Here is a 25,393-nt window from a genome sequence, read left to right on the forward strand (position 1 = left end):
GCAACGTGATGTTGTCTCACGTCAAAGTGCAGTCGTATGGCTCTGGGGCTTCACTGCTTATGCTTATCAAAACGTTGCGCACGCGAATGCACGGCGCAACGCAAATGGAATGTGTCTCTTCACACCGCCCTGGTCAGCAACTGCCGACGTCGCTCGTCAGCCGCTCCGAGTCGCTGGACCGCATTTGAGCGGCCGTGAGCGATACAGGTGACCGCGAGGCAAACGCCGGCGATCGGGGCGATCTTCAATTGAATGGAGCAAATGGCAGAAAATGAAGGCAGTCTCACGAGGCCGTCTCCGAAACACTGCAAGGACCAATAGAGCTTTCCGAGTTGGAACCCGTAAAGATTTGGAACCGTACGACCCACGTGAAAAATATGTCAGTGCGTGCAGGCTCTCTCCAAAGGCAAAGAGCGGCGCCGAGGGGCGCCGCTCTTGGGTCATCCGATACCTGACGGAGGGATCAGGCCGCGCGGACGTTGGTCAGGAACTTGCTGACCTCGTTCTTCAATCGGCCGGAGTCGTTGGACAGCATCTGCGCTGCCGACAGCACCTGCGAGGACGCCGTGCCGGTCTCGGTCGCGCCGCGCTGCACGTCGGTGATGTTGGAGGAAACCTGCTGCGTACCCTGTGCGGCCTGCTGCACGTTGCGGGCGATCTCCTGCGTCGCCGCGCCCTGCTCTTCCACCGCGGCCGCGATCGCCGAGGAAATCTCGGAGAGGCGCTCGATGGTGGAGGAAATCTCCTTGATGGCGCCGACCGAATCGTTGGTCGCGGCCTGAATGCCGGAGATCTGCTGGCCGATCTCGCCGGTGGCCTTCGCGGTCTGCTCGGCGAGTGCCTTCACCTCGGAGGCCACCACGGCGAAACCGCGACCGGCTTCACCGGCACGCGCGGCTTCGATGGTCGCGTTCAGCGCGAGCAGATTGGTCTGGCCCGCGATGGTGTTGATCAGCTCGACGACGTCGCCGATGCGCGCGGCGGCCTTGGACAGCTCGCTGACGCGCTCGGTGGTGGCGCGCGCCTGGCCGACGGCATCGCCTGCCATCCGTGCCGATTCCTGCACCTGACGGCTGATCTCGCCGACCGACGAGGCCATCTCCTCGGTGGCAGAGGCCACCGACTGCACGTTGGTCGAAGCCTCCTCCGAAGCGCCGGCAACCGTGGTCGCCAACCGCTGGGAGCGGTCGGCAGTGGACGTCAGCGTCGAAGCGGAGGCTTCGAGCTGCGTCGAAGCCGACGACACGGTCTGAACGATCTCGCCGATCATGGCTTCGAATTCGCGGGTGATGTTGTCGACGCGGCGGCCGCGCTCGATCTTGGCTTCGGCATCCGCGGCCGCAGCTTCGTCCGCAGCCTTCTTGGCGATCAACGCCTCCTTGAAGATCTGGAGCACGTCGGCCATGGCGCCGATCTCGGTCTTCTCGCCGCGATGCGGGACCTCGGCGGCCAGATCTCCCCGGCCCAGCGCCTGCATCGGCTCGGTGATGGAATTGATGCCATTCGAGACGTCGCGGACCAGATAGAAGCTGAGGCCGATCCCGATCACCACAGCGGCGCCGAGAATGACCGACACCAGCATGAAGGCGTAGGAATAGTTGTCGGCGGCATCCTGAGCGGCCTGTTCGCCGCCCTTGGTGTTGAGCTCGATGTCCTTGTTCAGGACCTCATCCGCCTGAAGGCCGATCTTGTTGACCGTCTTGGAGTTGAGCTCCTGTGCCTCGCGCGGGATCTTGCCCGCCTCCTTGCGCGACAAGGCCATGACCTCGTCGGTGCCCTTCTTGTAATCGTCCCAGAGTTTTGACCACTGGCTGTAGAGCGCGCGCTCTTCCGGGGAACTGATCATGGCTTCATACTTGCTGCGCGTCTTGGCGAGTGCCTCGGTCACGGTGACAGCAGTCTTCTCCACCACGAGCTTATCTTCCAGGGCTTCGGCCAGCATGTGCTGGCGTACCACGTTGCGGTACGTGATGACCGCGGCCCGCAGGTCGCCGATCACCCTGACGCTCGGCATCCAGTTCGTGGTGATATCGACGGTGCTGGCATTCATCGACCGCATCTTCGACACGGCGAGCAGGCCCATGCCGGTCATCGCGACCAGCAGGAACGCCACGACACTGATGATCTTGGCGCGGATGGAAAGCTTGGCGAACATAATCGGGTCTCGTTGTGGTGGCGCGGCAGCGCGTGCAGAGATTTTATCGAATCAACCAAAAGGAGCAGCGCCGACATCCAACCTCAGAGCACCTGAGCAGACGTTAACTACGGCTCCGTACGAGTACGGAAGCCAGAAAGAAATGAAGGGGCAGCTAAGAATGCCCTGCGCTCAGCGCATGAGCCCAAGCGCGTCGGAGAAGAACGCGGGGCCGCCGAAATTGCCGGATTTCAGGGCAAGCAGCATCTCGCCTGCAGCCGCACCGACCGCGCGCAACACGGGGACCCCCGCCGCGATTTCTACCCCCACGAGAAATCCAGGGATCTTCAACCGATCGACCACTGCGCCGGACGTCTCGCCGCCGGCAACGACGAGGCGCCTGACGCCGGCCTGCACCAGCCCTTCGGCGATATCGGCCATGGCCTGCTCGATGGCGTGGCCGGCGGCGTCGCGGCCGTGGCGCGCCTGGACAGCGGTAACGGCCTCCGGCGTCGCGCTCGAGGCAATCAGAACGGGACCTTCCGCCAGAAGTGGCCGGGCCCAGGCGAGCGCGCGCTGCGCTTCGCCTTGGCCTGAGACAATCTGCTCGGGATCGAGGTGCAACACCGGCATGACACGTTCGGCATTGGCGATCTGCTGAAGCGTCGCCTGCGAGCAGCTTCCGGCAAGGCAGGCCGCCGGTCCGCCGACCGCCGCACCGGCGTCGCTGCTCGCAGCGGTCGATTTGACCTTGCCCGTCGAGACCAGCGCGCGCGCAAGCCCGAGGCCCATGCCGGAGGCACCGACCGACAAGCGATGTTCGCCGGCCACGAGGCCGATGGTCTCGAGGTCGCGGTCGAACACGGCGTCGATGATCGCAGCGCCGATCCCCTTGCCGGCGAGCTCGGCCAGTCGCGCCCGCACGGCATCGGCGCCGCGCGTGACGGTCGCGAGGTCGACGAGACCGATCTGCGTCCTGCTCTGACGCGCGAGCACGCGCACCAGGTTGGAATCGTGCATCGGGTTGAGCGGATGGTCTTTCAGCGGGCTCTCGTTGAGCGGCACGGCGCCGACGAAGAGGTTGCCCTGGTAGACGGTGCGACCGGTCTCCGGGAAGGCCGGCGTCACCAGCACGATCGCCTCGCCGCACTCGGCGCGGAGCGCGTCCATGACAGGGCCGATATTGCCGGCGTCGGTGGAATCAAAGGTCGAGCAGGTCTTGAACAGCACATGGCTTGCGCCACGGCTGCGCAGCCATGTCTCCGCCGCGCGCGAACGCAACACGGCAAGGCCCGCCTCGATCGAGCGGCTCTTCAGCGACACCACGACGGCATCGACCTCGGGCAGCGCCAGATCGTCCGCGGGCACGCCGATGGTCTGCACGGTACGCAGGCCCGCGCGCGTCAGCGTGTTGGCGAGATCGGACGCGCCGGTGTAGTCGTCGGCGATGCAGCCAAGAGCAATGTTCGCTGCAAGTGTCACGGCTTCACTCCAGCGTAGGGCTTGAACCAGGCAAGGCCGTCGGTGGTCTTGCCGCGCGGATTGTACTCGCAGCCGACGAAGCCGGTATAGCCGAGGCGGTCGAGCTCCTCGAACAGGAACGGATAGTTGAGTTCCTCGCCGTCGGGCTCGTTGCGCGAAGGGATGCTGGCGATCTGAATGTGACCGATGATCGGCATCATCTCACGCAACCGCATGGTGACGTCGCCATGGATGATCTGGCAGTGATAGATGTCGAACTGGAGCTTGAGGTTCGCAAGCCTCAGCTCCTGGATCAGGTCGCGCGCGAAGCCGAAATCGTTGAGGAAGTAGCCGGGCACGTTGCGCGCGTTGATGGGCTCGATCACGACGTCGATGCCGTGGGGTGCGAAGAACTCCGCGGCCCATGCCACCGATTTGTAGAAGGCCTCGATCGCGACGCGCTCGCCGCGGTTGGCGATGCCGGCCATCAGGTGCAGGCGCTTCACGCCGGTCGCCTTGGCGTAAGGCAGCGCCGTCTCGAGGCTCGCCTTGAGATCGTTGAACCGCGCCGGCAACGCCGCAAAGCCCTTCTCGCCGGCATTCCAGTCACCCGGCGGCAGATTGAACAGCGCCTGCGTCAGGCCGTTGCGCTTGAGCCGCTCGCCGACCGCTTCGGCGGGATGATCGTACGGAAAGAGAAACTCGACCGCGGTGAAGCCGGCTGAAGCGGCGGCATCGAAGCGATCGAGGAACGGCACCTCGGTGAACATCATCGAGAGATTGGCGGCAAAACGCGGCATGGGAGTCCTCTTGCTTACTTGTCGCCGGGCAGCTTCACGCCGGTAACCTGCGCATACATCCGCGCCACCGACGCGTCGTCGTCGCGGCCCATGCCGGCGGCTGATGTCATCAGGAACATCTGGAGCGCGGCGGCGGAGACCGGCACGGGGAATCGGGCGCTGCGCGCCATGTCCTGGATGATGCCGAGATCCTTGACGAAGATCTCGACGGCGCTGCGCGGCGTGTAATCGCCGTCCAGCACGTGCGGCATGCGGTTCTCGAACATCCATGAATTGCCGGCGGACGCGGTGATCACCTCGTAGACCTTGCGGATGTCGAGGCCCTGCTTGGCGGCAAACGCCATCGCCTCCGACGCGGCGGCGATATGCACGCCGGCGAGCAGCTGGTTGATCATCTTGAAGGCGGCGCCCTGCCCGGCGGCATCGCCGAGCTCGTAGAGCTTGGCGGCCATGGCATCGAGCGCCGGCCGCGCCTTTGCAAACGCGGCGGCACTGCCGGAGGCCAGGATCGTCAGCTCGCCTTGCGCAGCACGCTGCGCGCCGCCTGAGATCGGCGCATCGAGATAATGCCGCCCGGTTGCCTCGAGCTGCTTGGCGAGGCGTCGCGCCACATCGGGATCCATGGTGGCGGAGGAGACGAACACGCTGCCCTTCGGCATGGTCTCGGCGGCGCCATCCTTGCCGAACAGGATCGTCTCGGTCTGCGCGGCATTGACGACGACACTGACGACGATATCGGAGCCCTTGGCCGCCTCTGCCGGCGTGCTGGCACCCGCACCGCCATCCTTGACGAAACGCGCCACGGCGTCAGCCGAAACGTCGCAACCGGTGACCGCGTGGCCGGCGCGCTTCAGCGAGGTCGCCATGCCGTACCCCATCGAGCCGAGCCCGATGACGGCGATGCGCTGATTTTGAGACGTGGAGGCGGACATATGCAACTGACCCTTGCGAACGTTTCCTGGACGGCCGGCCTTTGCGGCGGGCTCGACGAACCGATAACACGGCTTGGTCGCGCTGCCAAAGCGTGAGACAAAGGGGCATGACGGCCATGAGGACTGAAAGCAGCAACGAGACCCGGCTGCGCGAGGACATCTGCCGCTTCGGACGGTCCCTGTTCGAGCGCGGGCTGACGCCGGGCTCCTCCGGCAATATCAGCGTCAGGCTGGACGGCGGCGGCTGGCTGGTGACGCCAACCAACGCCTCGCTCGGCTTCCTCGATCCGGCAAAGCTGTCGCGGCTGGACGAAACCGGCCGGCTGCTCTCGGGCGATGCGCCGACCAAGGAAGTTCCGCTGCACACCGCGCTTTACGACACACGCGGCAGCGCGAAGGCGATCGTGCATCTGCACTCCACCCATTCGGTCGCGCTGTCGATGCTGCCCGAGATCGACCCGCGCGCCGCGCTGCCGCCGATGACGGCCTATTATTTGATGAAATGCGGCGCCACCGCGCTCGTGCCGTATTATCGGCCCGGCGATCCCGCTGTCGCGGACGCGATCAAGGGACTGGCGGGAAAATATTCATCCGTGCTGCTCGCCAATCACGGCCCGGTGGTTGCCGGTGACACGCTGGAAGCGGCGGTGTTCGCGACCGAGGAGTTGGAGGAGACCGCGAAGCTGTACCTGCTGCTGCGCGGGATGAACCCGCGGTATCTGTCGCCGGAGCAGGTGGCGGACCTGGTGAAGGTGTTCGGGGTGACGCTGCCGGAGCATGGGCACGGACATTGAACTCGTCCACCACTGTCATTCCCCGCGAGGCGGGGAATCCAGTACGCCGCGGCTTATCCGTATCTCGTTGGCATCTCTGAGCACTGAATCGCCCGCCTTCGCGGGCGATGACAGCGAGTATGTTGCGCGAGCGGGCCTAACACTCTACCGCTACAGCCCCAGATACGCCTTGCGCACATCCGGATTGCCCTTGATCTCCGCGGCCGGGCCCTGCATCAGCACGCGGCCGGTTTGCAGGATGTAGGCGCGGTCGGCGATCTCCAGGCACTCGGCCATGCGCTGCTCGACGATCAGCACGGTCATGCCGGCGTCGCGGATGCGCAGCACCGCCTGGAAGATCTCGTCGACCAGTTTCGGCATGATGCCTTGCGAGGGCTCGTCCAGCATCAGAAGCCGCGGACGGGTCATCAGGGCGCGGCCAATCGCGAGCATCTGCTGCTCGCCGCCGGAGAGCGTTTCGGCGCGCTGATCGAGGCGCTCGGCGAGGCGCGGGAACAGCTGGAAGACGAGATCGAGCGGTCCCTCGCGGTCGGCTTCGCCGCGATAGAGATAGCTGCCGAGGCGCAGATTGTCGCGCACAGACAGGCGCGGAAACAGGCGGCGGTTCTCCGGCACATAGGCGATGCCGGCCGCCGTGATGTGATGCTGCGCCATGCCGTTGAGCGGCCTGCCGTCGAAGGTCACGTTGCCCGAGCGCGGACGCTCGGCACCGGCGATGGATTTCAGCAGCGTCGACTTGCCCGCGCCGTTGGCGCCGGCGACGCAGACGATCTCGCCCTTCTGGACTTCGATCGAGACCGCGGAGATCGCGACCAGACCCTGATAGGCGGTCGTGACTTCACGCACCGACAGCATGACGATCTCCCAGATATGCCTTGATCACCTTGGGATCGCGGACGACATCGTTTGGCTTGCCCTCGACCAGCACCTTGCCGAGGTCGAGCACGATGGCGCGGTCGACCAGCGGCATCACGATCTCCATGACGTGCTCGACCATCAGCACGGTGATGCCGGCATCGCGCACCTTGCGCACCAGCGCGACGCCGGTCTGCGCCTCGGTCGGCGTGAGGCCGGTGAGGACTTCGTCGAGCAGCAGCAGCTTCGGCTCGGTCGCGAGCGCACGGGCGACTTCGAGGCGGCGCTTCTCGGCCGGCACGAGGTCGCTCGCCAGCACGTCGGCGCGCGCGGCAAGGCCGGTGAACTCCAGCACCTCGTGCGCCTTGCGACGCGCTTCGCGCATCACGGTGTTGCGGACGAGCGCACCGACGATGACGTTGTCGATGACCGTCATGGTCTCGAAGCTCTTGACCACCTGGAAGGTGCGCCCGACGCCGCGCTGGCAGCGCTGGGCCGCCGGCATGCGGGTGACGTCCTCGCCATCGAACAGGATCGAGCCTTGCGTCGGCGGCAGCACGCCCGCGACGAGATTGAACAGCGTCGACTTGCCGGCGCCGTTGGGGCCGATCAGGCCGACGATCTCACCGCGGCCGACGGAGATCGAAACGTCGCTGTTGGCGACGAGGCCGCCGAAGCGTTGCCAGACGCCGCGGGTTTCGAGAAGCGGCGTCATCGTGCGGCTCCCGTCTTCTTCGGGCGTGAAAACAGGCTCAGCAGGCCTCGTGGCAGGGCCAGCGAGATCAGGACGATCAGCGTGCCGTAGACGATGAGGTCGACACCGCGCCCCGAGCCGCCGAACTTGAAGCGCGTCAGCTCCGTCAGCGGGATCAGAATGGCGGCCCCTAACACCGGCCCCCACAGGGTGCCGATGCCGCCGAGCACGGCGGGCAGCGCCATCAGCAGCGAGAACTGGAAGCCCATGACGCTCTCAGGGTCGATGTAGGAGACGAACTGGGCGTAGAAGCTGCCGCCGACGGCGACCAGGAAGGCGGAGACCGCGGCCGCGCCCATCTTGGAGTTGAACACGTCGACACCGAGGCTCTCGGCCGCGTCCGGATTGTCCTTCACCGCGCGCCACCAGAAGCCCCATTTGGAGTCTTCCAGCCACCAGGTGACGAACCAGGCAAGGCAGCACAGCGCCAGGGCGAAATAGAAGTATGGCAGCTTGGTGCGCAGGAACTGGAATTTCAGCCAGCTGTCGCCCCGGATCGGAATGGTGATGCCCATCGCGGCGCCCGCCCATTCCCAATTGTGGAACAGCAGCAGGCCGATCTCGGCGATGACGATGGTGGCGATCACAAAGTAATGGCCACGCAGGCGGAAGAAGGGATAACCGAGCCCCATCGCGATCAGCGCCGACACCACGCCGCCGGCCAGCATGCCGAACCAGGGCAGCACGCCGAACTTGGTGAACAGCAGCTCGGTGGTGTAGGCCCCGAGGCCGAAATACAGCGCGTGCCCGAGCGAGATCTGCCCGCAATAGCCGGACAGGATGTTCCAGCTCTGCGACAGCCCCGCATACATTAGCGTCAGGATCAGGATGTTCTGAACGACGACGTCCTTCACGAACAAGGGCGCCGCTGCGGCAATCGCGGCGAGCACCGCGGCGATGATGAGGTCGCGGCGGCGCCGCGCTGCAAATTCCTTGTCCATCAGATCGATCCGAACAGGCCGCGCGGCCGGATGAAGACGACCAGCAGGTAGACCGCGTAGATGCCGACTGATTTCAGCGACGGCGGCAGCACCAGGGCGGTGGTGGCTTCGACGAGACCGACGATGATGCCGCCGGCGAAGGCGCCGAACACGCTGCCGAAGCCGCCGAGCGCCACCGTGACATAGGCGATCAGGGCAAAGGACGCGCCGACATCGGGATAGATGTAGAAGAAGCTCGCCATGATCGCGCCGGCGAGGCCGACCAGCGCGGCGCCAAGGCCCCAGCCGAACGCGAACACGCGGTTCTTGTCGATGCCGACCAGCGCGACCGCACCCGGATCTTCGCGGGTGGCTTCCAGCGCACGGCCGAAATCAGTGCGGTGGATGAAGAAATAGAGACCGGCGAAGGCGAGAATCGAGACCAGCGCGCCGACCAGCTGCGGCTCCGGCAGGAAGATGCCGGCAATCGAGATGGTCTTTCCGCCGAGCCAGGACTGCGGAATGCTGCGATAGTCCGGCGTGAAGAAGAACTGCGCGAGGCCGCGCATCACGATGGCAAGGCCGAAGGTGGTGAAGATCTGCACCATGCCGGCATTGGCCTTGGCCCGCATGGCGAAGCGTACAATCAAGAGATAGATCACCGCCCCGAACACGAATAGTGCCGCGGCGACCAATGGCGCCGACAGCAAGGGGTCGATGGCGAAGAACGCGAACAGGAAGAAGGACAGGTACATCGCGATCATCAGGAACTCGCCATGGGCGAAGTTCGTGACGTCCATCAGGCCGAAGATCAGCGCGAGGCCGACCGCGATCAGTCCGTAGAGCAGGCCCATGAGCAGGCCGCTCGCGAGACTCTGGATAATGGCTTGGGCTGTCAAAAGTCTGTCCCCCGAAATAGATCCTCATCCTGAGGAGCGCGCACAAGCGCGCGTCTCGAAGGATGGCCCAGCCCCCGTCCTTCGAGACGCGGGCTACGCCCGCTCCTCAGGATGAGGGCGGGAGCTACGTCTGAGCTCCCGCTTTCCCAATCTTACTTCATCGGCCAGATCGCCTCGGCGATCGCGGCCTGCGGCGGGAAGATGGTGACGAACTTGCCGCCGACATATTGCAGCAGCACCGGGTCGGCGTCGTTGTTCTGGCCCATCTCGTCGAACTTGACGCGCTTCCAGGGCATGATGGTCTGCTCGCCCGGGATGTCGGTCGCCGCCAGCGCATCGCGGATCTTCTCGCCGTCGGTCGACTTGGCGCGGCTGATGGCGTCGGCGAGGATGATCAGGCCCATGAACTGGCGCGAGGTCAGGTCATTGAAGTCCTTGCCCGAGCGCGTCTTGAACATCTCGTTGATCTTGCCGACCATCGGGCGCTTCTGCGCGAGGTCGAGCGAGAAGGTGCCGCGCGAAATCACGCCTTCGAGCTTGTCGCCGACGGCATCGTAGAGCGCCTTCTCGGAGAAGCCGGCATCCTGCGCCACGATCGCGTTCGGCTTGTAGCCGAGCTCGGCCATGGTCTTGACCAGGAGGATGCCGTCGGTGGTGTAGCTCGAGGGCATCAGCACGTCGGCGTTCGCAGACTTGAGCTGCTGCACCTCAGCCGAGAGCGAGGGCGAGTTGGCGCGATACTTGATGTCGGTAACGATCTTGTAGCCGCGCTCGCCGGCGATCTTGGTCTGGGCGTTGCCGGAATCGGTGCCGAAGATGGTGTCCTCGTGGAACAGCGAGAGCGTCTCGATCTTGGTGCCCTTCTTCTTCATGGCGTCGAAGAAGTCGAACATGGCGGCCGAGTACATCTCGTCGTGCGGCGCGGCGCGGAAATAGTACTTCAGGCCGCGGCGATGCAGGCTCGGCGAGGAATTGTCGGCGGACACGAACGGGACCTGATAGCGCTCGCAGATCTGGCTGACGGTGACGGCGACGGCGCTCTGATAGGTGCCGATGATGGCGCAGACCTTCTCCTGCGTGATCAGGCGCTCGGCCTCGGCGCGGCCCTTCTGCGGATCGGCCTGGTGGTCGGCGAAGACGAGGCGGATCTTCGCGCCGCCGAGGCCCGGCAAGCCCTCGCCCTTGGCCAGCGGCAGATCGAAATCGGTGCTCTTGTTGATGACTTCGAGCGCGGTCTCATAGGCCTTCTGCGCGTCGACGCCCTGCTGGGCGCTGCCGCCGGAGAACGGATAGATCACACCGATCACGACTTCCGAGGTCTGCGCGCGCGCTGCCAGCGGCACGAGAGCGGCAGTGGCGGTGGCTCCCAACAACACGTCGCGGCGAGTGATCGTCATGGCAAAGTCCCCTGTACTGAATTTCGGTTGATCGAATGAAGCGATTGATGGATGCGGTAAAGCCCGAAGAAGCAGCAAACGCTGCCCACTAAATCACGGCCATGTTCCTGTTCTTGAGATCCGTCACCAGCATCAGGCCGGGCGAATGCGTGATCGCGAACGGAAGCTTCGCGGCGTTGATGACCGATTGCGGCGTCACGCCGCAGGCCCAGAACACCGGGATCTCGTCATCGGCGACCGGCACGGGATCGCCGTAGTCGGGCTTGGCGATATCCTTGATGCCGATCAGATGCGGATGGCCGATATGCACGGGCGCGCCGTGCACGGCGGGATAGCGCGAGGTGATCTGCACCGCACGGATCGCGTCCGCCGGCTTGAACGGCCGCATCGACACCACCATGGGGCCGGCGAACGGACCGGCCTCGCCGCACGCGATGTTGGTGCGGTACATCGGCACGCGCACGTTCTCTTCGATGTGGCGGATCGGCATGCCCGCGTCGAGCAACGCCTCTTCGAACGAGAACGAGCAGCCGAGCACGAAGGTGACGAGATCATCGCGCCAATGCTTGGTCACGTCGGTCGGCTCGTCGACGACTTCGCCGTCGCGCCAGACGCGGTAGCGCGGCACGTCGGTGCGAATGTCGAGATCGGCGCCGAGCGCGGGAATGTGGGGGCTGCCGACATCGGACATGCCGATGATCGGGCACGGTTTCGGATTGAGCTGGCAGAAGCGGTGGAAGGCGCCGGCATGTTCCGCCGGCAGGATCGTCAGATTGCCCTGGACGAAGCCGGGAGCGACGCCGGCGGTGGAAGCGACCAGTCCCTGACGATAGGCAAGCCGCGCCTTGCGGCTCGGGAGCGTGTCGGGCGTTTCAGTTTGCTGCGCTGCCACCAAAACAGTCATGAGATCGACCTGCCTATAAACTCGACAAAGACAAGCCAACACCAAGCGTGCTATAAAGTCTAATCGTCGTTTCTAATCAATCTCGATAAATCTGATTTATCGACTGGGAAAATCCTTCCAATGCTGGACTTCAGGTCGATCGAGACGTTCCTCTGGGTTGTGAAGCTCGGCAGCTTCCGGGGCGCCGCCCAGCGGCTCAACACGACCCAGCCGGCGATCTCCCAGCGCATCGCCCAGCTCGAGCGCGAGATGGGCGTGAAGCTACTCAACCGCGATCATCGCGTGGCCTCGCCGACGCCGAGCGGCCGCCAGATGATGGTCTATGCGGAGAAGCTGATCGGCCTGCGCGCCCAGATGATGGCGGAAATCGGCGATCGGTCGGCGATGCGCGGCGTGATGCGGCTCGGCGTCGCCGAGACCATCGTGCACACCTGGCTGCCGCGCCTCGTGAAGAGCGTGAACCAGGTCTATCCGAACCTGTCGCTGGAGATCGAAGTCGACATCACGCCGAACCTCACCGCCCGCCTGCTCGCGCAGGAGATCGAGCTTGCGTTCGTCGTCGGGCCGCTGTCCGCCTCCGGCGTGCACAACCGCGTGCTCGCCGATTATCCGATCGGCTTTCTCGCAAGCCCCTCGCTCGGCCTCGGCAAGGGCCCGGTGACGCCGGCGGATCTCGCGCGATTTCCGATTATCACCTTCCCGCGCAAGACCAAGCCTTACGAGGTCGTGCGCGAGGTGTTCGACCGGCCGGACCTGCCGCCGATCCGCCTGCACGCGTCGGCTTCACTGGCCACCGTCATCCACATGGCGGTCGAGGGGCTCGGCGTTGCCGTGATCCCCGACGCCATCGTCGAGAACGAGCTTGCCGACGGGCGGCTGCAGCTGCTCGACACCGACCTTGCCATCGCGCCGCTGACCTTCACCGCGAGCTGGCTTGCCTCGCCCGACGTCGTCGCCGTAGAGCGCGTCGCCGAGCTTGCACGGCAAATTGCGCAGAGCAGCCTCGCGGTTGACGCGCCCGCGCTGGCGGGTCATTGAAAAAGGCGCCGGACAATCGAGAGACCGAACGCATGAGCCGAGCCGTCACCAATTTGCAAATCGATTCCGCCCGCCTCTGGGGCTCCATCCACGAGACCGCGCAATTCGGCGCGACGGCCAAAGGCGGCGTGCGGCGGCTGACACTGAGTGCCGAAGACAAGCAGGTACGCGACTGGTTCCGCAAAGCCTGCGAGGAAGCCGGGCTCGAGGTGCACACCGATGCGCTCGGCTCACAATTCGGCCTGCGCAAGGGACGCGACATGTCGAAGCCGCCCGTCGGCATCGGCTCGCATCTCGACACCCAGCCGACCGGCGGCAAGTATGACGGCATCCTGGGCACGCTCGGCGCGCTCGAAGTCATCCGCACGCTGAACGATGCCGGCATCGAGACCGAGGCGCCGATCTGCGTCGTCAACTGGACCAACGAGGAAGGCTCGCGCTTCGCGCCGGCGATGATGGCCTCCGCAGCCTATGTCGGCGACTTCACCACCGACGACATTTTGTCGCGCAAGGATATCGACGGCACGACCGTCGGCCAGGCGCTCGACAGCATCGGCTATCGCGGCGACAAGCCGGTGGGCTTCCAGAAGCTCGGCTGCTTCGTCGAATTGCACATTGAGCAGGGCCCGATCCTGGAGGCCGAAGGCAAGACCATCGGCGTGGTCGATTCCGGCCAGGGCGTCTTGTGGTATGACGGCAAGATTTCCGGCTTCGAGAGCCATGCCGGCTCGACCCCGATGCCGCTGCGACGCGATGCGCTGGCGACGCTGTCGGAGATCGTGCTGGCGATGGAGGCGATCGCGAGGAAGCACGGGCCCAAGGCGGTCGGCACCATCGGCGAGGCCGTGATCGCCAATCCCTCGCGCAACGTCATTCCCGGCGAGATCGCCTTCACCGTGGATTGCCGCAGCGCGGATGGGGCGATCATGGACGCGCTCGACCGCGATCTGCGCGCCGCGATTGCCGAGATCTCCGCGCGCCGCAAGGTCGAGGTGAAGCTCGATCTGGTCTGGCGCAAGCCGCCGACGCATTTCGATCCCAAGCTCATTGCAGCGGTCGAGAGCGCGGCGAAGACGCTCGGTTACTCCTCGCGCCGTATCACCTCGGGCGCCGGCCACGACGCGTGCAACCTCAACACCAAAATGCCGGCGGCAATGGTGTTCGTGCCCTGCAAGGACGGCATCAGCCACAACGAGCTGGAAGACGCCACGCAGGCCGACTGCGCCGCAGGAACCAACGTCCTCATGCATACCGTGCTGGCGATCGCCGGCGTCGCGTCCTGACCGGAGAGAGCCATGCGCGGAGTTTTCGTCGACGCCAACGAAGCCCTCGCCGTGATCATGGAGCGGCTGGAAAAGCCCGGTGATCCCAAGGTGCGGATCCACCGGAATCCCGACATCAAGCCGGAGCAATATCCGGAAGTTCTCGACGGCGCCGAGATCGCGATCGTCGACCACACCGCACTGCCGACCGAGGTCGCCAAGAAGTGCGCGGGGCTCAAGCACGTCGTGTTCCTCGGAACCGGCGCACGCAGCTACATGAATCCGGAGGAACTTGCCGAGCTCGGCATCTCCGTGCATCTGATCAAGGGCTACGGCGACACCGCAGTCGCCGAATCCGCGATCGCGCTGATGTGGGCGTCGGCCCGGGTCATCGCGAAGATGGATCGCGAGATGCGCGTCGGCAACTGGCTGCGCGAGGACGGCATGCAGCTCACCGGCAAGACGCTCGGGCTGATCGGCTTTGGCGGCATCGCAGCTGAAGTGGCGCGCATTGCGTCCGGCAGCGGTATGAAGGTGATCGCCTGGAACCGCTCGCCGAAGAGCTATCCGGGCGTCGAGTTCACCGATCTCGACACCTTGCTGGCGCGCAGCGACGTGGTGTCGCTGCATCTGCTGCTCAACGACGAGACGCGCGGCATGATCACGCGCGAGAAGATCGCTCAAATGAAACCGGGCGTCATCTTCGTCAACACCGCGCGCGCCGCGATCGTCGACGAAGCCGCCATGATCGACGCGCTGAAGTCCGGCCACATCCGCCATGCCGGCCTCGATGTCTTCAACACCGAGCCCCTGCCCGGCGATCATCCGCTGACGAAGATTCCAAACGTGACGCTGTCGGCACATTCGGCATTCCGGACGCCGGAGGCCAGCGAGAACCTGATTGGCGCGGCGTGGGAGCACTGCCGCCGGATCGTGAAGGGATAAGAGCAACGACAATGGCCGACTATCGCATCATCAAGGCTGAGCCGCTCACCAAGGCCATCCGCGCCATCGTCAAGGCCGGCGGCTCCTCGGACCGAGAGGCCGAGCTCGTGTCCAGCAATCTCGTCGAGGCCAATCTGAAGGGACACGATTCCCACGGCGTCGGCATGATCCCGCGCTACGTCCAGAGCGTCACCAATGGCGGCCTCGCCGTGAACGCGCACGTCAAGATCGTGCTCGACACCGGTCCGCTCCTCACCCTCGACGGCGTCACCGGCTACGGCCAGGTGATCGGCCATGAGGCGATGGAGCTTGCGGCCGAGCGCGCCAAGCAGAACGGCGTGTGCCTGGTCGGCCTCTCCAACTCGCACCACATCGGCCGCATCGGCCATTGGGCCGAGCAATGCATCGACCACGGCCTGGTCTCGATCCACTTCGTCAACGTGATCTCGCGGCCGATCGTGGCGCCCTGGGGTGGCAGCGATCCGCGCCACGGCACCAACCCGTTCTGCGTCGGCATCCCGCGCCGGGGCAAGGATCCCATCGTGCTCGACTTCGCCACCAGCAGAATCGCGCAAGGCAAGACCCGCGTCGCCCACAACAAGGGCGTCGCGCTGGAGCCCGGCACCATCATCGACAATGAAGGCAAGCCCACGGTCAATCCGCGCTACACGGTGATCCCGCCCTACGGCGCCATCCTTCCGTTCGGCGAGCACAAGGGTTCGGGCCTCGCGCTGGTGTGCGAAATCCTCGGCGGCGCGCTCTCCGGCGGGCAAGTCGTCAAGGGCCCGTCCGACGGCAAGTACAACGTCCTCAACGGCATGCTCTCGATCGTCATCGATCCCGCCAAGCTCGGCACCGGCGAGAACCTCGCGCGTGAAGTCGAGAGCTTTGTGGCCTGGCACACCGGCTCGCCGCCCGCTTCCGGGGTCGACAAGGTCAAGATCGCCGGCGAGCCCGAACGCGAGACCAAGACAAAGCGCCTCGCCGAAGGCATTCCGGTCGATCCGACCACCTGGCAGGAGATCCTGGAGGCCGGGAAGAAATTCGGCCTGGACGAGGCCGCAATCGAGAAGATCGTGAGCTAGTCGCGCGAAATCGCTCGGCACGAGCCCGGGCTTCTGGACAATTGCGCAAGGAAATCTGGACTAGGGCGAAGCTTGCGGAGCGGAGATGAACCGGCCCCCATCGTGCTGCGACAACGGGGATATCCCGGCCCACATCCGCTCGAGGTTCACATGCTCTCCCGTCTCGCAAAGCTCATGTCCGGCTCCAGCGAGCCGTCTCCCGCAATCGACCTCTACCGGCATCGGCTCGACGTCTATGAAAGCGAGCTAGGCGAGCCCGAGCACAGCTTCACGGACGACGCCGAACGTCGCATCGACATCCATGCGTTTGGCCGCGATTTCGTTCCTGAATGCCGGGAAGGCTCCGACGAAGGCTATGTCCTCTTGACCAACGGCATGAGCCAGCAGCGGATGCACGGCGTGCAGGGCGACGCGAAGCCGCGCGCCGAGCTGATGTGGTATGTTCGCGAGCCGACACCGGATGTCCGCGACAATCTGCGCTGGCTGGCCAATCTGCCGTTTGTCGACACGACCTGGTTCGGGTTCGGTCACCGCGTCGCGTTGCCGTGGCCACCGGTTGCAGGAACGGACTTTCAGACATTTCTGTTCCTCACGCCGATCATCGGCCCCGACAAGCAGATCGCCGAGGCGCTGGAAATCGCGGGCGATCCGGTCGAGATTTTGACCGTGAACCTGATCTCGGATCGGGAGCTCGCGTTGATCAAGGCCGGCGGGCTCAATGAGTTTCTCGACCTGCTCGACGACAACGAATATCCGCCGATCTTCGATCCGGCGCGGACGTCGTATGTGTAGCACGTCGTCGCTGCGCGGCGAGCCACCCTCTCCCCACAAGGGGAGAGGGGAAGCCCCGCCTCAATCCACCATATCTGCAACCGCCTTGCCGCAGGCCGTGGTGTCGGCGTTGCCGCCAAGGTCCTTGGTGCGCAGCGTGCGTTCGGCCAGTGTGCGCTCGATCGCCTCGACGATCGAACGGCCGGCTTCCTTTTGGCCGAGATGCTCCAGCATCATCGCCCCCGACCAGATCATGCCGATCGGGTTGGCAATGCCCTGTCCCGCAATGTCGGGCGCCGAGCCGTGCACCGGCTCGAACACCGAGGGGAAGTCGCCTTCGGGATTGATGTTGCCCGACGGCGCGATGCCGATCGTGCCGGTGCAGGCCGGGCCGAGGTCGGACAGGATGTCGCCGAACAGGTTGGAGCCGACCACGACGTCGAACCAATCAGGATGCAGCACGAAGTTCGCAGTCAGGATGTCGATGTGGTACTTGTCCCACTTCACGCCGGGAAACTTCTTCGCCATCGCCTCCACGCGCTCATCCCAATAGGGCATGGTGATGGAGATGCCGTTCGACTTCGTCGCGGAGGTCAGGTGCTTCTTCGGCCGCGACTGCGCGAGCTCGAAGGCGAACTTCAGGATGCGGTCAACGCCGGTGCGGGTCATCACCGTCTGCTGCGTCACGAACTCGCGGTCGGTGTCGGGGAACATGCGGCCGCCGACGGAGGAATATTCGCCTTCGGTGTTCTCGCGCACCACCCAGAAATCAATGTCACCGGGCTTGCGGCCCGCCAGCGGCGACGGCACGCCGGGCATCAGCCGCACCGGGCGCAAATTCACGTATTGGTCGAACTCCCTGCGGAATTTGATCAGTGAGCCCCAGAGGGAGACGTGGTCCGGAATCTTGGCCGGCCAGCCGACCGCGCCGAAATAGATCGCGTCGTGCTTGCCGATCTTCTCCTTCCAGTCATCCGGCATCATCTGGCCGTGCTTCTCGTAATAGTCCCAGGACGAGAAATCGAAATGGTCGAAATGCAGGGTGACGCCGTGCTTCTTCGCCGCCGCCTCCATGACGCGCAGGCCCTCGGGCATGACTTCCTTGCCGATGCCGTCGCCGGGAATGACCGCGATCCGGTATTGTTTCTTGCTCATCGAGAACGTCCCTTTTTGGTCCGGCAGCCGCCGCCTTTTTGACCGCACTGCAATGGACCAAACGCGGCGGCAGTGCAACGCTGCACTGCAATGTTGACCGTGGCGCGGCCGAGCGCCTACTGGTTTGATCCTGTTCCAATTCCGAGAGTACCCCCAATGGATCTGCATCTGCGTGGCAAGCGCGTCCTGATCACGGGCGCGTCGAAGGGCATCGGCGCTGCCGCGGCCGAGGCATTTGCCGAGGAAGGCGCGCATCTCCTGCTCGCCGCCCGCAGCGGCGATCAGCTCAAGGCGCTGGCCGAGCGCCTACGCTCGGCGCATCAAATCGATGCCGCGACAAGCATCGTCGACCTGCGCAGGGCGGAGGACGTGGCACGGCTGGCGAAAGAAGCCGCCGACATCGACGTGCTCGTCAACAATGCCGGCGACATTCCCGGCGGCTCGATCGACAAGATCGACGAAGCGACCTGGCGCCACGCCTGGGAATTGAAGGTGTTCGGCTACATCAACCTCACGCGGCAGATCTACGCGCAGATGAAGGCCAAAGGCGGCGGCGTCATCGTCAACGACATCGGGGCCGCCGGCGAGAAGTTCGACGCCAATTACATCTGCGGCAGCGCCGGCAATGCCGCGCTGATGGCCTTCACCCGCGCGCTCGGCGGCAAAAGCCTCGCCGACAACATCCGCGTGGTCGGCATCAATCCGGGCCCCGTCGGCACCGATCGTCACGTCACGCTGCTGAAGACGCGGGCCAAGCACCAGTTCGGCGACGAGAGCCGCTACAAGGAATTCCAGAAGAGTCTGCCGCTCGGCCGCCCTGCGCATGCGCGCGAGATCGGCGACCTCATGGCGTTCCTGGCCTCGGACCGCGCGGGCTATACGTCGGGTGTGATTTACACCGTGGACGGCGGCATCAGCGCAGGCTGGGGTTAGCTGCCTCGTCCTTTTTGACACCGTCGCTCCGGGGCGATGCAAAGCATCGAACTACAGTGAACAATTGTGCACCTGAGAACTTCGAGATTTCGGGTTCGCCTCCGGGCGTCCCGGAATGACAATCTAGGTAGGAGTAAAATAATTGTCTCAAGACCTGATCCAACAAACCGCCTGCGCCGTCGTCGAGAAGCTGCGCTCCGGCGACGTCTCACCGCTCGAACTGCTGGATGTGGTCGAGAAGCGCGTCAAGGAGGTCGACGGCAAGGTCAATGCGCTGCCGACGCTCTGCTTCGATCGCGCGCGGGACAGCGCCAAGGCCTTGATGCGCAAACCCGCCAGCGCGCGGGGGCTGCTCGCGGGCCTGCCGGTGCCGATCAAGGATCTGACCGACGTTGCGGGCGTCCTGAACACGCAGGGCTCGCCGATCTTCAAGGACAACATTCCCGCCAAGTCCGACCTCATGGTCGAGAACCTCGAGGCCAACGGCGCGCTCGTCTACGCCAAGTCCAACACGCCGGAGTTCGGCGCCGGCGCCAACACCTTCAACGAGGTGTTCGGCGCGACGCTCAATCCCTGGGATATGACGAAGTCCGCAGCCGGCTCCTCCGGCGGCGCCGCGGTGGCGCTGGCCACCGGCATGGCCTGGCTGGCGCAGGGCTCGGACATGGGCGGATCCTTGCGCAGCCCGGCAGCCTTCTGCGGCATCGTCGGCATGCGGCCGAGCATCGGCCGCGTCGCGCATACGCCGAAAGTGGCGATCGATCGCAATCTCGGCGTGCAGGGCCCGATGGCACGCAATGTCGAGGATCTCGCGCTGCTGCTCGATGCCATGAGCGGCGATTATGCCGACGATCCGCTGTCGCTGCCGGCGCCGGCGACCTCGTTCCTAACATCCGCGCGGTCCGGCAAGAAGCCGAAGCGCATCGCCTATTCAGCTGACCTCGGCATCACCCCTGTCGATCCCGAGGTGAAGGCGATCACGCGGAAGGCGGCGGAACGCTTTGCCGAGGCCGGTGTCATCGTCGAGGAAGCGCATCCGGACTGGCGCGAGGCGCATGAGTGCTTCCACGTGCTGCGCGCCTTCGATTTCGCGATCAGCAAGGCGGAGCTGCTGCGCACCAAGCGCGACCTGCTCAAGCCCGAGGTGATCTGGAACATCGAGGAAGGCCTCAAGCTCACCGTGGAGCAGCTCGCGCGTGCCGAGGCCCAGCGCGTCGGCATGACCGCGCGGGCGGTCGAGTTCTTCAAGACCTATGATCTGCTGCTGACACCCACCACGATCGTGCCGCCCTTCCCGATCGAGCACCGCTACGTCGCCGAATGTGCCGGCAAGAGATTCGAGAACTACGTCGAGTGGCTCGGCATCGTCTACGCCATCACGCTGGCCTGCTGCCCCTCGCTCTCGCTGCCCTGCGGCTTCACGGCCTCGGGCCTGCCGGTCGGCGTGCAGGTGGTCGGGGCGTCCAGGGGCGACGCGGAGGTGCTCGCGGGCGCCAAGGTGCTTGAGGATATTTTGGGCCTGCGCGGAACGACGCCGATCGATCCGAAGGGTTAAGACGTAACACTTCTTCGCACGACGAACTCCGCAGTACCCTCTCCCCTTGCGGGAGAGGGTGGCTCGCCGCAAAGCGGCGAGCCGGGTGAGGGGTTCTCTCCACGAGGAACTCTCTCACCGTCTGAATACGGCGACAGAACCCCTCATCCGGCGCTTCGCGCCACCTTCTCCCACAAGGGGAGAAGGAAGATCATCTCCTGCTCGTCGCCTCCAAGCCGCGGCTGTACCGCGACATCGCAAAGCAAAAGACAAAATAGATCGCGGCGACGAAGATGTAGACCTCGACCGAGAACTGCTGCCAGGCCGGATCGATGATCGCGGTCTTCGCCGTCGTCAGCAGGTCGAAGATGCCGATGATGAGGACGAGGCTGGTGTCCTTGAAGAAGGCGATGAAGGTGTTGACCAGCGGCGGGATGACGTGGCGGATCGCCTGCGGCAGGATGATCAGCCGGTTCTTGCGCCAGTAGGACAGCCCGAGCGCATCGGCCGCCTCGTATTGTCCGCGCGGCACGGCCTGGAGGCCGCCGCGGATCACCTCGGCGAGATAGGCGCCCGCGAACAGGATGATGGCGATCTGCGCGCGCAGCAGCTTGTCGATGTTGAACCCGCTTGGCATGAACAGCGGGAACATCACGCTCGCCATGAACAATAGGCTGACCAGCGGCACGCCGCGGATCAGCTCGACATAGAGCACGCTGAGCGAGCGGATCGCCGGCAGCTTCGAGCGCCGGCCGAGCGCGACGAGGATGCCGAGCGGAAAGCCGAATGCGAGCCCAAAGGTCGCGAGGATCAGCGTGACCGGCAATCCGCCCCAGCGGTCCTGCGAGACAAAGGAGAGCCCGAGCACCCCGCCCCACATCAGCACGCTGATCAGCGCCAATACGCCGATCCAGAGATAGACCAATTCGCGCCGCCACAGGGCGCGGCGGCTCGAGAGATAGAACAGGGCGACGAACAGCAGCACCGACAGTGCCGGCCGCCATTGCTCGTCGAACGGATAGGTGCCGAACAGGATGAAGCGGTACTTTTCGGGAATGATGGCCCAGCAGGCACCGACGCCTCGCACCGCGCGGCAGGCGCTGGAATCGTTCGCGGGCGTCAGCCACACGGCGTTCGCGACACCCCACTGCACGAAGCTGAAAACGCCCTTGGCAAGAATCGCCAGCAGCACGACAGATAAGATGCCGTTCGGGATCGACGAGAACAGATTGGCGCGCAGCCAGCGCAGCACGGGATTTCCAATCTGCGGACGGCGGGCGCGGCGCGGCGCATCGGGGATATCGGCGATCACCGTCATGATCAGCGCTCCACCAGCGCAATGCGCGCATTGTACCAATTCATGAAGAAGCTGATGGAAAGGCTGATGGTCAGGAACACCGCCATGATCAGCGCGATCGCCTCGATCGCCTGGCCGGTCTGATTCAGCGTGGTGTTGGCGATCGAGACCACGTCCTGATAGCCGATCGCGACCGCGAGCGAGGAATTCTTGGTCAGGTTGAGATACTGGCTCGTCATCGGTGGCACGATGACGCGGAGCGCCTGCGGCAAGATGATCTGCCGCAGCATGAAGCTGCGGCGCAGGCCGAGCGCGTTGGCGGCGTCCCATTGCCCGCGCGGCACGGACTGGATGCCGCTGCGGACGATCTCGGCAATGAAGGCCGAGGTGTAGGTCACGAGCGCGATCAGCAGCGCGAAATATTCCGGAGCGAGCGTCAACCCGCCGACGAAATTGAAGCCGCGCAATTGGGGCCACTCGATCGTCCAGGGCACGCCAAGCACCAACGAGACGGCCGCCGGCGGCCCGATGATGAGGCCGAGCGCAACCGGCCAGGCCGGTCGCGGCTTGCCGTCGCGCATCTGCTGCGCGATCAGCCGCCGCCTGACGAGATAGAATACGGCAGCTCCGAGCACGGCGGCGCCGAGGACCCAAAGCTGCAGCGGGCCAATCGGAATGGCCGGCAGGATCAGGCCGCGATTGGACAGGAACACGCCCTCGATCGGCCGCCATGCCGCACGTGCGGCCGGCAGCGCCTGCATCAGCACGTACCAGAACAGCAGCTGGAGCAGCAGCGGGATATCGCGGAGCGTCTCGACATAGACGGCGGCAAGCCGCGACAGCAGCCAGTTGGCCGATAGCCGCGAGATACCGATCACCGTGCCGAGGACGGTCGCGAGCACGATCCCGATGACGGCAACGCGCAGCGTGTTGCCGACACCGACGACGAAGGCCCAGAGATAGGTGTCTCTCGGATTATAGGCCAGCAAACTATCGGCAATGGGCATGCCGGCCTCGCGGCCGAGGAAGGCAAAGCCGGTCGTGATGCGGCGAGCCGAGAGGTTGGTGACGGTGTTGGACCAGAGGAAGCCGATCACCGCGAGCGCGATCCCGACCACCAGCACCTGCCAGAACAGGCCTTGCAGCTCGCGGCGTCCCCATGCGCCGAACAGGCGGCGCGGCGGCGGTCTTCGAGCATCGGTGGTCACAGCGCAAAAATCCTTCTCGACAGGGACGATTTCCGGCAGCGCACGTCAACTGTTGCACTGATATAAAATTCATGCAACAAATGTTTCATGGCCGAGCCCGCGAAATCCTCGCCGTTGAGCGAACTGCGCATTGCATTGCCATCGCTCCCGATGCGGCTACAGGAGGTCGGTCGCTTCGTCGCCGCCAACGATTACGACGCCACCACCCGTTCGATGCGCGACCTCGCGGCGGAAGCCGGCGCCGATCCCGCCGCGTTCACGCGCCTCGCCAAGGCGATCGGCTATTCGGGCTGGGATGAATTGCGCGCGGCGCTGACCGAGGCGCGGCGACCGTCGCAGACCTCGCCGTTCTCCGGCCGCGCCAGAGGCCGCAGGCCTGGCCCGAACGCCGATGTCGCGCTCGTCACCGACAAGCTCGAGGCGGAGGCCGCCGGCCTGCCACGGATCCCGGCCCAGCCCATTGCGGAGGCGGCCCGCGCGTTGCACGAGGCCAAGCGCATCTGGATCGCTGGCTATCGCAGCTGCCGCAGCGTTGCAGAGCTCTTGAACTACGAGCTGCGGCTGTTCCGCCCGGAGCAGGTGCAGCTCGTTGGCGTCTCGGGCCCCGACGATCTCGACCTCGGTGCGTTCAGGCCCGGCGAGGCCGTCATCGTCATCGGCTTCCTGCCCTATACCCATGCGAGCGTCGGTGTCGCACAGGCCGCCTATCGCAGCGGCGCAACGCTGATCGCGATTGCGGACAGCCTCTCGGCGCCGATGGCCGAGGGCGCCGACCACGTGCTGCTGTTCGAGGCGGCCTCCTCTCCCGGCTTCTTCCCCAGCCTCACCGGCGCGATCGCGATCGCGCAGTCGCTTGCGGCGGTCACATTCTCGCTCGGCGGTGTCGCCGCGAAGAAGCGTCTGGAAAATACCGAGGCGCGTCTCACTGCTGCCGCCACCTACGTCTCGGAGAAAGGTTGATCCATGAGCACTCGCACCAGCCGCGTGCTGCACCGTTCGCTCCGCGAAACGCCGCCCAAGGCGGTCGGCGGCGAAGGCGTCTATCTCTTTGCCGAGGACGGACGACGCGTGATCGACGCCTCCGGCGGCGCAGCGGTCTCATGCCTCGGCCACCAGCATCCCCGCGTGATCGCGGCGATGGCCAAGCAGGCCTCGACGCTGGCCTATGCGCACACCGCCTTCTTCTCGTCCGAGCCCGCCGAAGCCCTCGCCGAGGCGCTGGTCGGATACGAGCCCGGCGGTCTCGCTTATGCGTATTTCGTCAGCGGCGGATCCGAGGCGATCGAAGCCAGCATCAAGCTGGCGCGACAATATTTCATCGAGCGCGGCGAGCCACAGCGGCAGCATTTCATCGCACGGCGACAGAGCTACCACGGCAACACGCTCGGCGCGCTCGCCGCCGGCGGCAATGCCTGGCGCCGCGCGCCCTACGCACCCCTGCTCTCCGGAGCCTTCAGCCACGTGACACCGGCCTTCGCCTATCACGAGAAGCACGACGGCGAGTCGGATGCGCAGTTCGTGGCGCGGCTGGCGGCCGAGCTGGAAGCCGAGTTCCAGCGGCTTGGCCCTGAGACCGTGGCGGCGTTCCTGGCGGAGCCGGTGGTCGGCGCCACCGCCGGCGCCGTGGCGGCACCAGACGGCTATTTCAGGGCGGTGCGCGAGATCTGCGACCGCCACGGCGCGCTGCTCATCCTCGACGAGGTCATGTGCGGCATGGGCCGTACCGGCACCACGCACGCCTGGGAGCAGGAAGGCGTGACCCCCGACATCCAGGCGATCGCAAAGGGGCTCGGCGGCGGCTACCAGCCGATCGGGGCCATGCTCGCCAGTGGCAAGATCATCGACACCATCCGCGCAGGCTCAGGCTCTTTTCAGCACGGTCATACTTATCTCGCACATCCCCTCGCCTGCGCGGCCGCACTCGCGGTGCAGGATGTGATCCGCGAGGATCGCCTGCTCGACCGCGTCAAGGAGCGCGGCAAGCAGCTCGAGCAGCGGCTGACCGAGCGCTTTGGCAATCACCGCCATGTCGGCGATATCAGGGGCCGCGGCCTGTTCTGGGCGATCGAGCTGGTCGCTGATCGCGCCAGCCGCACCCCGTTCGACCCCGCGCTCAAGCTCAATCAGAAGATCAAGGCGGAAGCTTTCGCTGGTGGGCTCGGCTGCTATCCGGGCGGCGGCACCGTGGACGGCGTGCGCGGCGACCACGTGTTGCTGGCGCCGCCCTATATCGCTTCCGCCGACGAGATCGACCTGATCGTCGACAAGCTCGGCACGGCTGTCGACAAAGTGTTGCGTAGTGTCAATCACTGAGG

At 65.3% G+C, this 25,393-nt stretch carries 22 protein-coding genes and 1 pseudogene; 10 read left to right on the top strand and 13 right to left on the bottom strand.

Annotated features, from left to right (window positions below):
- Positions 1-463: 463 nt before the first annotated feature.
- From RPS27_RS35510 to ltnD, 4 genes and pseudogenes are all read right to left on the bottom strand, one after another.
- On the bottom strand, positions 464-2,155 hold the full coding sequence (locus RPS27_RS35510) for a methyl-accepting chemotaxis protein (protein WP_212065287.1): 1,692 nt from the start codon (positions 2,153-2,155) through the stop codon (positions 464-466).
- A gap of 171 nt (positions 2,156-2,326) precedes the next feature.
- Positions 2,327-3,616, bottom strand: coding sequence for a 3-oxo-tetronate kinase (gene otnK / locus RPS27_RS35515; RefSeq protein ID WP_212065288.1), 1,290 nt, complete (start codon positions 3,614-3,616; stop codon positions 2,327-2,329).
- The gene (otnI, locus tag RPS27_RS35520; RefSeq protein WP_212065289.1) at positions 3,613-4,395 is read right to left on the bottom strand and encodes a 2-oxo-tetronate isomerase; all 783 of its coding nucleotides are present in this window, start codon (positions 4,393-4,395) and stop codon (positions 3,613-3,615) included. The genes otnK and otnI overlap by 4 nt, the downstream gene beginning before the upstream one ends.
- A 14-nt stretch (positions 4,396-4,409) precedes the next feature.
- Positions 4,410-5,369 (bottom strand): annotated as a pseudogene (ltnD, locus tag RPS27_RS35525) (L-threonate dehydrogenase); the annotation flags it as partial.
- A 65-nt stretch (positions 5,370-5,434) separates the two neighbouring features.
- Between ltnD and RPS27_RS35530 the strand changes: the two are divergent.
- Positions 5,435-6,121: an aldolase gene (locus RPS27_RS35530; RefSeq protein WP_212065290.1), complete on the top strand. Its 687-nt coding sequence runs from the start codon at positions 5,435-5,437 to the stop codon at positions 6,119-6,121.
- A 150-nt stretch (positions 6,122-6,271) separates the two neighbouring features.
- On the opposite strand, the gene RPS27_RS35535 is transcribed toward RPS27_RS35530, so the two are convergent.
- From RPS27_RS35535 to RPS27_RS35560, 6 genes are all read right to left on the bottom strand, one after another.
- Entirely contained in the window at positions 6,272-6,976 is a 705-nt protein-coding gene (locus tag RPS27_RS35535; RefSeq protein ID WP_194407019.1) for an ABC transporter ATP-binding protein, read from the bottom strand.
- Positions 6,960-7,691 carry an ABC transporter ATP-binding protein gene (locus tag RPS27_RS35540; RefSeq protein ID WP_313754997.1) on the bottom strand — a complete coding sequence of 244 codons (732 nt, stop codon included), beginning with the start codon at positions 7,689-7,691 and terminating at the stop codon, positions 6,960-6,962. Before RPS27_RS35540 ends, RPS27_RS35535 begins: the two co-directional genes overlap by 17 nt.
- Positions 7,688-8,671 carry a branched-chain amino acid ABC transporter permease gene (locus RPS27_RS35545; RefSeq protein WP_194407017.1) on the bottom strand — a complete coding sequence of 328 codons (984 nt, stop codon included), beginning with the start codon at positions 8,669-8,671 and terminating at the stop codon, positions 7,688-7,690. Before RPS27_RS35545 ends, RPS27_RS35540 begins: the two co-directional genes overlap by 4 nt.
- Positions 8,671-9,504, bottom strand: coding sequence for a branched-chain amino acid ABC transporter permease (locus RPS27_RS35550; RefSeq protein WP_246776496.1), 834 nt, complete (start codon positions 9,502-9,504; stop codon positions 8,671-8,673). Before RPS27_RS35550 ends, RPS27_RS35545 begins: the two co-directional genes overlap by 1 nt.
- A 197-nt stretch (positions 9,505-9,701) precedes the next feature.
- Positions 9,702-10,946 (bottom strand): ABC transporter substrate-binding protein, encoded by a 1,245-nt coding sequence (locus tag RPS27_RS35555; protein WP_212065292.1) that lies wholly within the window; start codon positions 10,944-10,946, stop codon positions 9,702-9,704.
- A gap of 88 nt (positions 10,947-11,034) precedes the next feature.
- Positions 11,035-11,850, bottom strand: coding sequence for a putative hydro-lyase (locus RPS27_RS35560; RefSeq protein ID WP_313754998.1), 816 nt, complete (start codon positions 11,848-11,850; stop codon positions 11,035-11,037).
- A gap of 120 nt (positions 11,851-11,970) precedes the next feature.
- Between RPS27_RS35560 and RPS27_RS35565 the strand changes: the two genes are divergently transcribed.
- The 5 genes from RPS27_RS35565 to RPS27_RS35585 all read left to right on the top strand — a co-directional run bounded on the left by RPS27_RS35565 (position 11,971) and on the right by RPS27_RS35585 (position 16,972).
- Entirely contained in the window at positions 11,971-12,888 is a 918-nt protein-coding gene (locus RPS27_RS35565) for a LysR family transcriptional regulator (RefSeq protein WP_194407013.1), read from the top strand.
- A gap of 32 nt (positions 12,889-12,920) precedes the next feature.
- Positions 12,921-14,171, top strand: a complete 1,251-nt coding sequence (locus RPS27_RS35570; RefSeq protein ID WP_211417764.1) for a Zn-dependent hydrolase — start codon at positions 12,921-12,923, stop codon at positions 14,169-14,171.
- Positions 14,172-14,183: 12 nt separating this feature from the next.
- Positions 14,184-15,095 (top strand): NAD(P)-dependent oxidoreductase, encoded by a 912-nt coding sequence (locus tag RPS27_RS35575; RefSeq protein WP_212065294.1) that lies wholly within the window; start codon positions 14,184-14,186, stop codon positions 15,093-15,095.
- A gap of 11 nt (positions 15,096-15,106) precedes the next feature.
- Complete coding sequence (locus tag RPS27_RS35580; protein WP_212065295.1) at positions 15,107-16,180, top strand: malate/lactate/ureidoglycolate dehydrogenase; 1,074 nt, start codon at positions 15,107-15,109, stop codon at positions 16,178-16,180.
- Positions 16,181-16,330: 150 nt separating this feature from the next.
- Positions 16,331-16,972, top strand: coding sequence for a suppressor of fused domain protein (locus RPS27_RS35585; protein ID WP_212065296.1), 642 nt, complete (start codon positions 16,331-16,333; stop codon positions 16,970-16,972).
- Between the two features lie 60 nt (positions 16,973-17,032).
- Here the strand turns inward: RPS27_RS35585 and RPS27_RS35590 are convergent, their stop codons facing one another.
- Positions 17,033-18,106, bottom strand: coding sequence for a tartrate dehydrogenase (locus tag RPS27_RS35590; protein WP_212065297.1), 1,074 nt, complete (start codon positions 18,104-18,106; stop codon positions 17,033-17,035).
- 156 nt (positions 18,107-18,262) lie between these two features.
- On the opposite strand from RPS27_RS35590, the gene RPS27_RS35595 reads away from it, so the two are divergent.
- Positions 18,263-19,039 (top strand): SDR family oxidoreductase, encoded by a 777-nt coding sequence (locus tag RPS27_RS35595; RefSeq protein ID WP_313754999.1) that lies wholly within the window; start codon positions 18,263-18,265, stop codon positions 19,037-19,039.
- Positions 19,040-19,181: 142 nt separating this feature from the next.
- Positions 19,182-20,594, top strand: coding sequence for an amidase family protein (locus tag RPS27_RS35600; RefSeq protein ID WP_313755000.1), 1,413 nt, complete (start codon positions 19,182-19,184; stop codon positions 20,592-20,594).
- A 190-nt stretch (positions 20,595-20,784) separates the two neighbouring features.
- Here RPS27_RS35600 and RPS27_RS35605 read toward each other — a convergent pair whose 3' ends face one another.
- Positions 20,785-21,891 carry an amino acid ABC transporter permease gene (locus RPS27_RS35605; protein ID WP_212065300.1) on the bottom strand — a complete coding sequence of 369 codons (1,107 nt, stop codon included), beginning with the start codon at positions 21,889-21,891 and terminating at the stop codon, positions 20,785-20,787.
- A 2-nt stretch (positions 21,892-21,893) separates the two neighbouring features.
- Positions 21,894-23,078, bottom strand: a complete 1,185-nt coding sequence (locus RPS27_RS35610) for an amino acid ABC transporter permease (protein WP_212065301.1) — start codon at positions 23,076-23,078, stop codon at positions 21,894-21,896.
- 87 nt (positions 23,079-23,165) lie between these two features.
- Between RPS27_RS35610 and RPS27_RS35615 the strand changes: the two genes are divergently transcribed.
- The gene (locus tag RPS27_RS35615; RefSeq protein ID WP_212065302.1) at positions 23,166-24,038 is read left to right on the top strand and encodes a MurR/RpiR family transcriptional regulator; all 873 of its coding nucleotides are present in this window, start codon (positions 23,166-23,168) and stop codon (positions 24,036-24,038) included.
- A gap of 3 nt (positions 24,039-24,041) precedes the next feature.
- Positions 24,042-25,391: an aspartate aminotransferase family protein gene (locus RPS27_RS35620; protein ID WP_212065303.1), complete on the top strand. Its 1,350-nt coding sequence runs from the start codon at positions 24,042-24,044 to the stop codon at positions 25,389-25,391.
- The last annotated feature ends 2 nt before the right edge of the window (positions 25,392-25,393 follow it).

The sequence above is a fragment of the Bradyrhizobium sp. WYCCWR 12699 genome (genome assembly GCF_032144035.1).
Classification (GTDB): Bacteria; Pseudomonadota; Alphaproteobacteria; order Rhizobiales; family Xanthobacteraceae; genus Bradyrhizobium.

Bases quoted from the DNA above. Each gene is read 5' to 3' on its own strand.
- RPS27_RS35510 (WP_212065287.1), bottom strand. From the start codon at position 2,155: ATGTTCGCCAAGCTTTCCATCCGCGCCAAGATCATCAGTGTCGTGGCG.
- otnI (WP_212065289.1), bottom strand. From the start codon at position 4,395: ATGCCGCGTTTTGCCGCCAATCTCTCGATGATGTTCACCGAGGTGCCG.
- RPS27_RS35530 (WP_212065290.1), top strand. From the start codon at position 5,435: ATGACGGCCATGAGGACTGAAAGCAGCAACGAGACCCGGCTGCGCGAG.
- RPS27_RS35535 (WP_194407019.1), bottom strand. From the start codon at position 6,976: ATGCTGTCGGTGCGTGAAGTCACGACCGCCTATCAGGGTCTGGTCGCG.
- RPS27_RS35540 (WP_313754997.1), bottom strand. From the start codon at position 7,691: ATGACGCCGCTTCTCGAAACCCGCGGCGTCTGGCAACGCTTCGGCGGC.
- RPS27_RS35545 (WP_194407017.1), bottom strand. From the start codon at position 8,671: ATGGACAAGGAATTTGCAGCGCGGCGCCGCCGCGACCTCATCATCGCC.
- RPS27_RS35550 (WP_246776496.1), bottom strand. From the start codon at position 9,504: ATGGGCCTGCTCTACGGACTGATCGCGGTCGGCCTCGCGCTGATCTTC.
- RPS27_RS35555 (WP_212065292.1), bottom strand. From the start codon at position 10,946: ATGACGATCACTCGCCGCGACGTGTTGTTGGGAGCCACCGCCACTGCC.
- RPS27_RS35560 (WP_313754998.1), bottom strand. From the start codon at position 11,850: ATGACTGTTTTGGTGGCAGCGCAGCAAACTGAAACGCCCGACACGCTC.
- RPS27_RS35565 (WP_194407013.1), top strand. From the start codon at position 11,971: ATGCTGGACTTCAGGTCGATCGAGACGTTCCTCTGGGTTGTGAAGCTC.
- RPS27_RS35570 (WP_211417764.1), top strand. From the start codon at position 12,921: ATGAGCCGAGCCGTCACCAATTTGCAAATCGATTCCGCCCGCCTCTGG.
- RPS27_RS35575 (WP_212065294.1), top strand. From the start codon at position 14,184: ATGCGCGGAGTTTTCGTCGACGCCAACGAAGCCCTCGCCGTGATCATG.
- RPS27_RS35580 (WP_212065295.1), top strand. From the start codon at position 15,107: ATGGCCGACTATCGCATCATCAAGGCTGAGCCGCTCACCAAGGCCATC.
- RPS27_RS35585 (WP_212065296.1), top strand. From the start codon at position 16,331: ATGCTCTCCCGTCTCGCAAAGCTCATGTCCGGCTCCAGCGAGCCGTCT.
- RPS27_RS35590 (WP_212065297.1), bottom strand. From the start codon at position 18,106: ATGAGCAAGAAACAATACCGGATCGCGGTCATTCCCGGCGACGGCATC.
- RPS27_RS35595 (WP_313754999.1), top strand. From the start codon at position 18,263: ATGGATCTGCATCTGCGTGGCAAGCGCGTCCTGATCACGGGCGCGTCG.
- RPS27_RS35605 (WP_212065300.1), bottom strand. From the start codon at position 21,891: ATGACGGTGATCGCCGATATCCCCGATGCGCCGCGCCGCGCCCGCCGT.
- RPS27_RS35615 (WP_212065302.1), top strand. From the start codon at position 23,166: ATGGCCGAGCCCGCGAAATCCTCGCCGTTGAGCGAACTGCGCATTGCA.
- RPS27_RS35620 (WP_212065303.1), top strand. From the start codon at position 24,042: ATGAGCACTCGCACCAGCCGCGTGCTGCACCGTTCGCTCCGCGAAACG.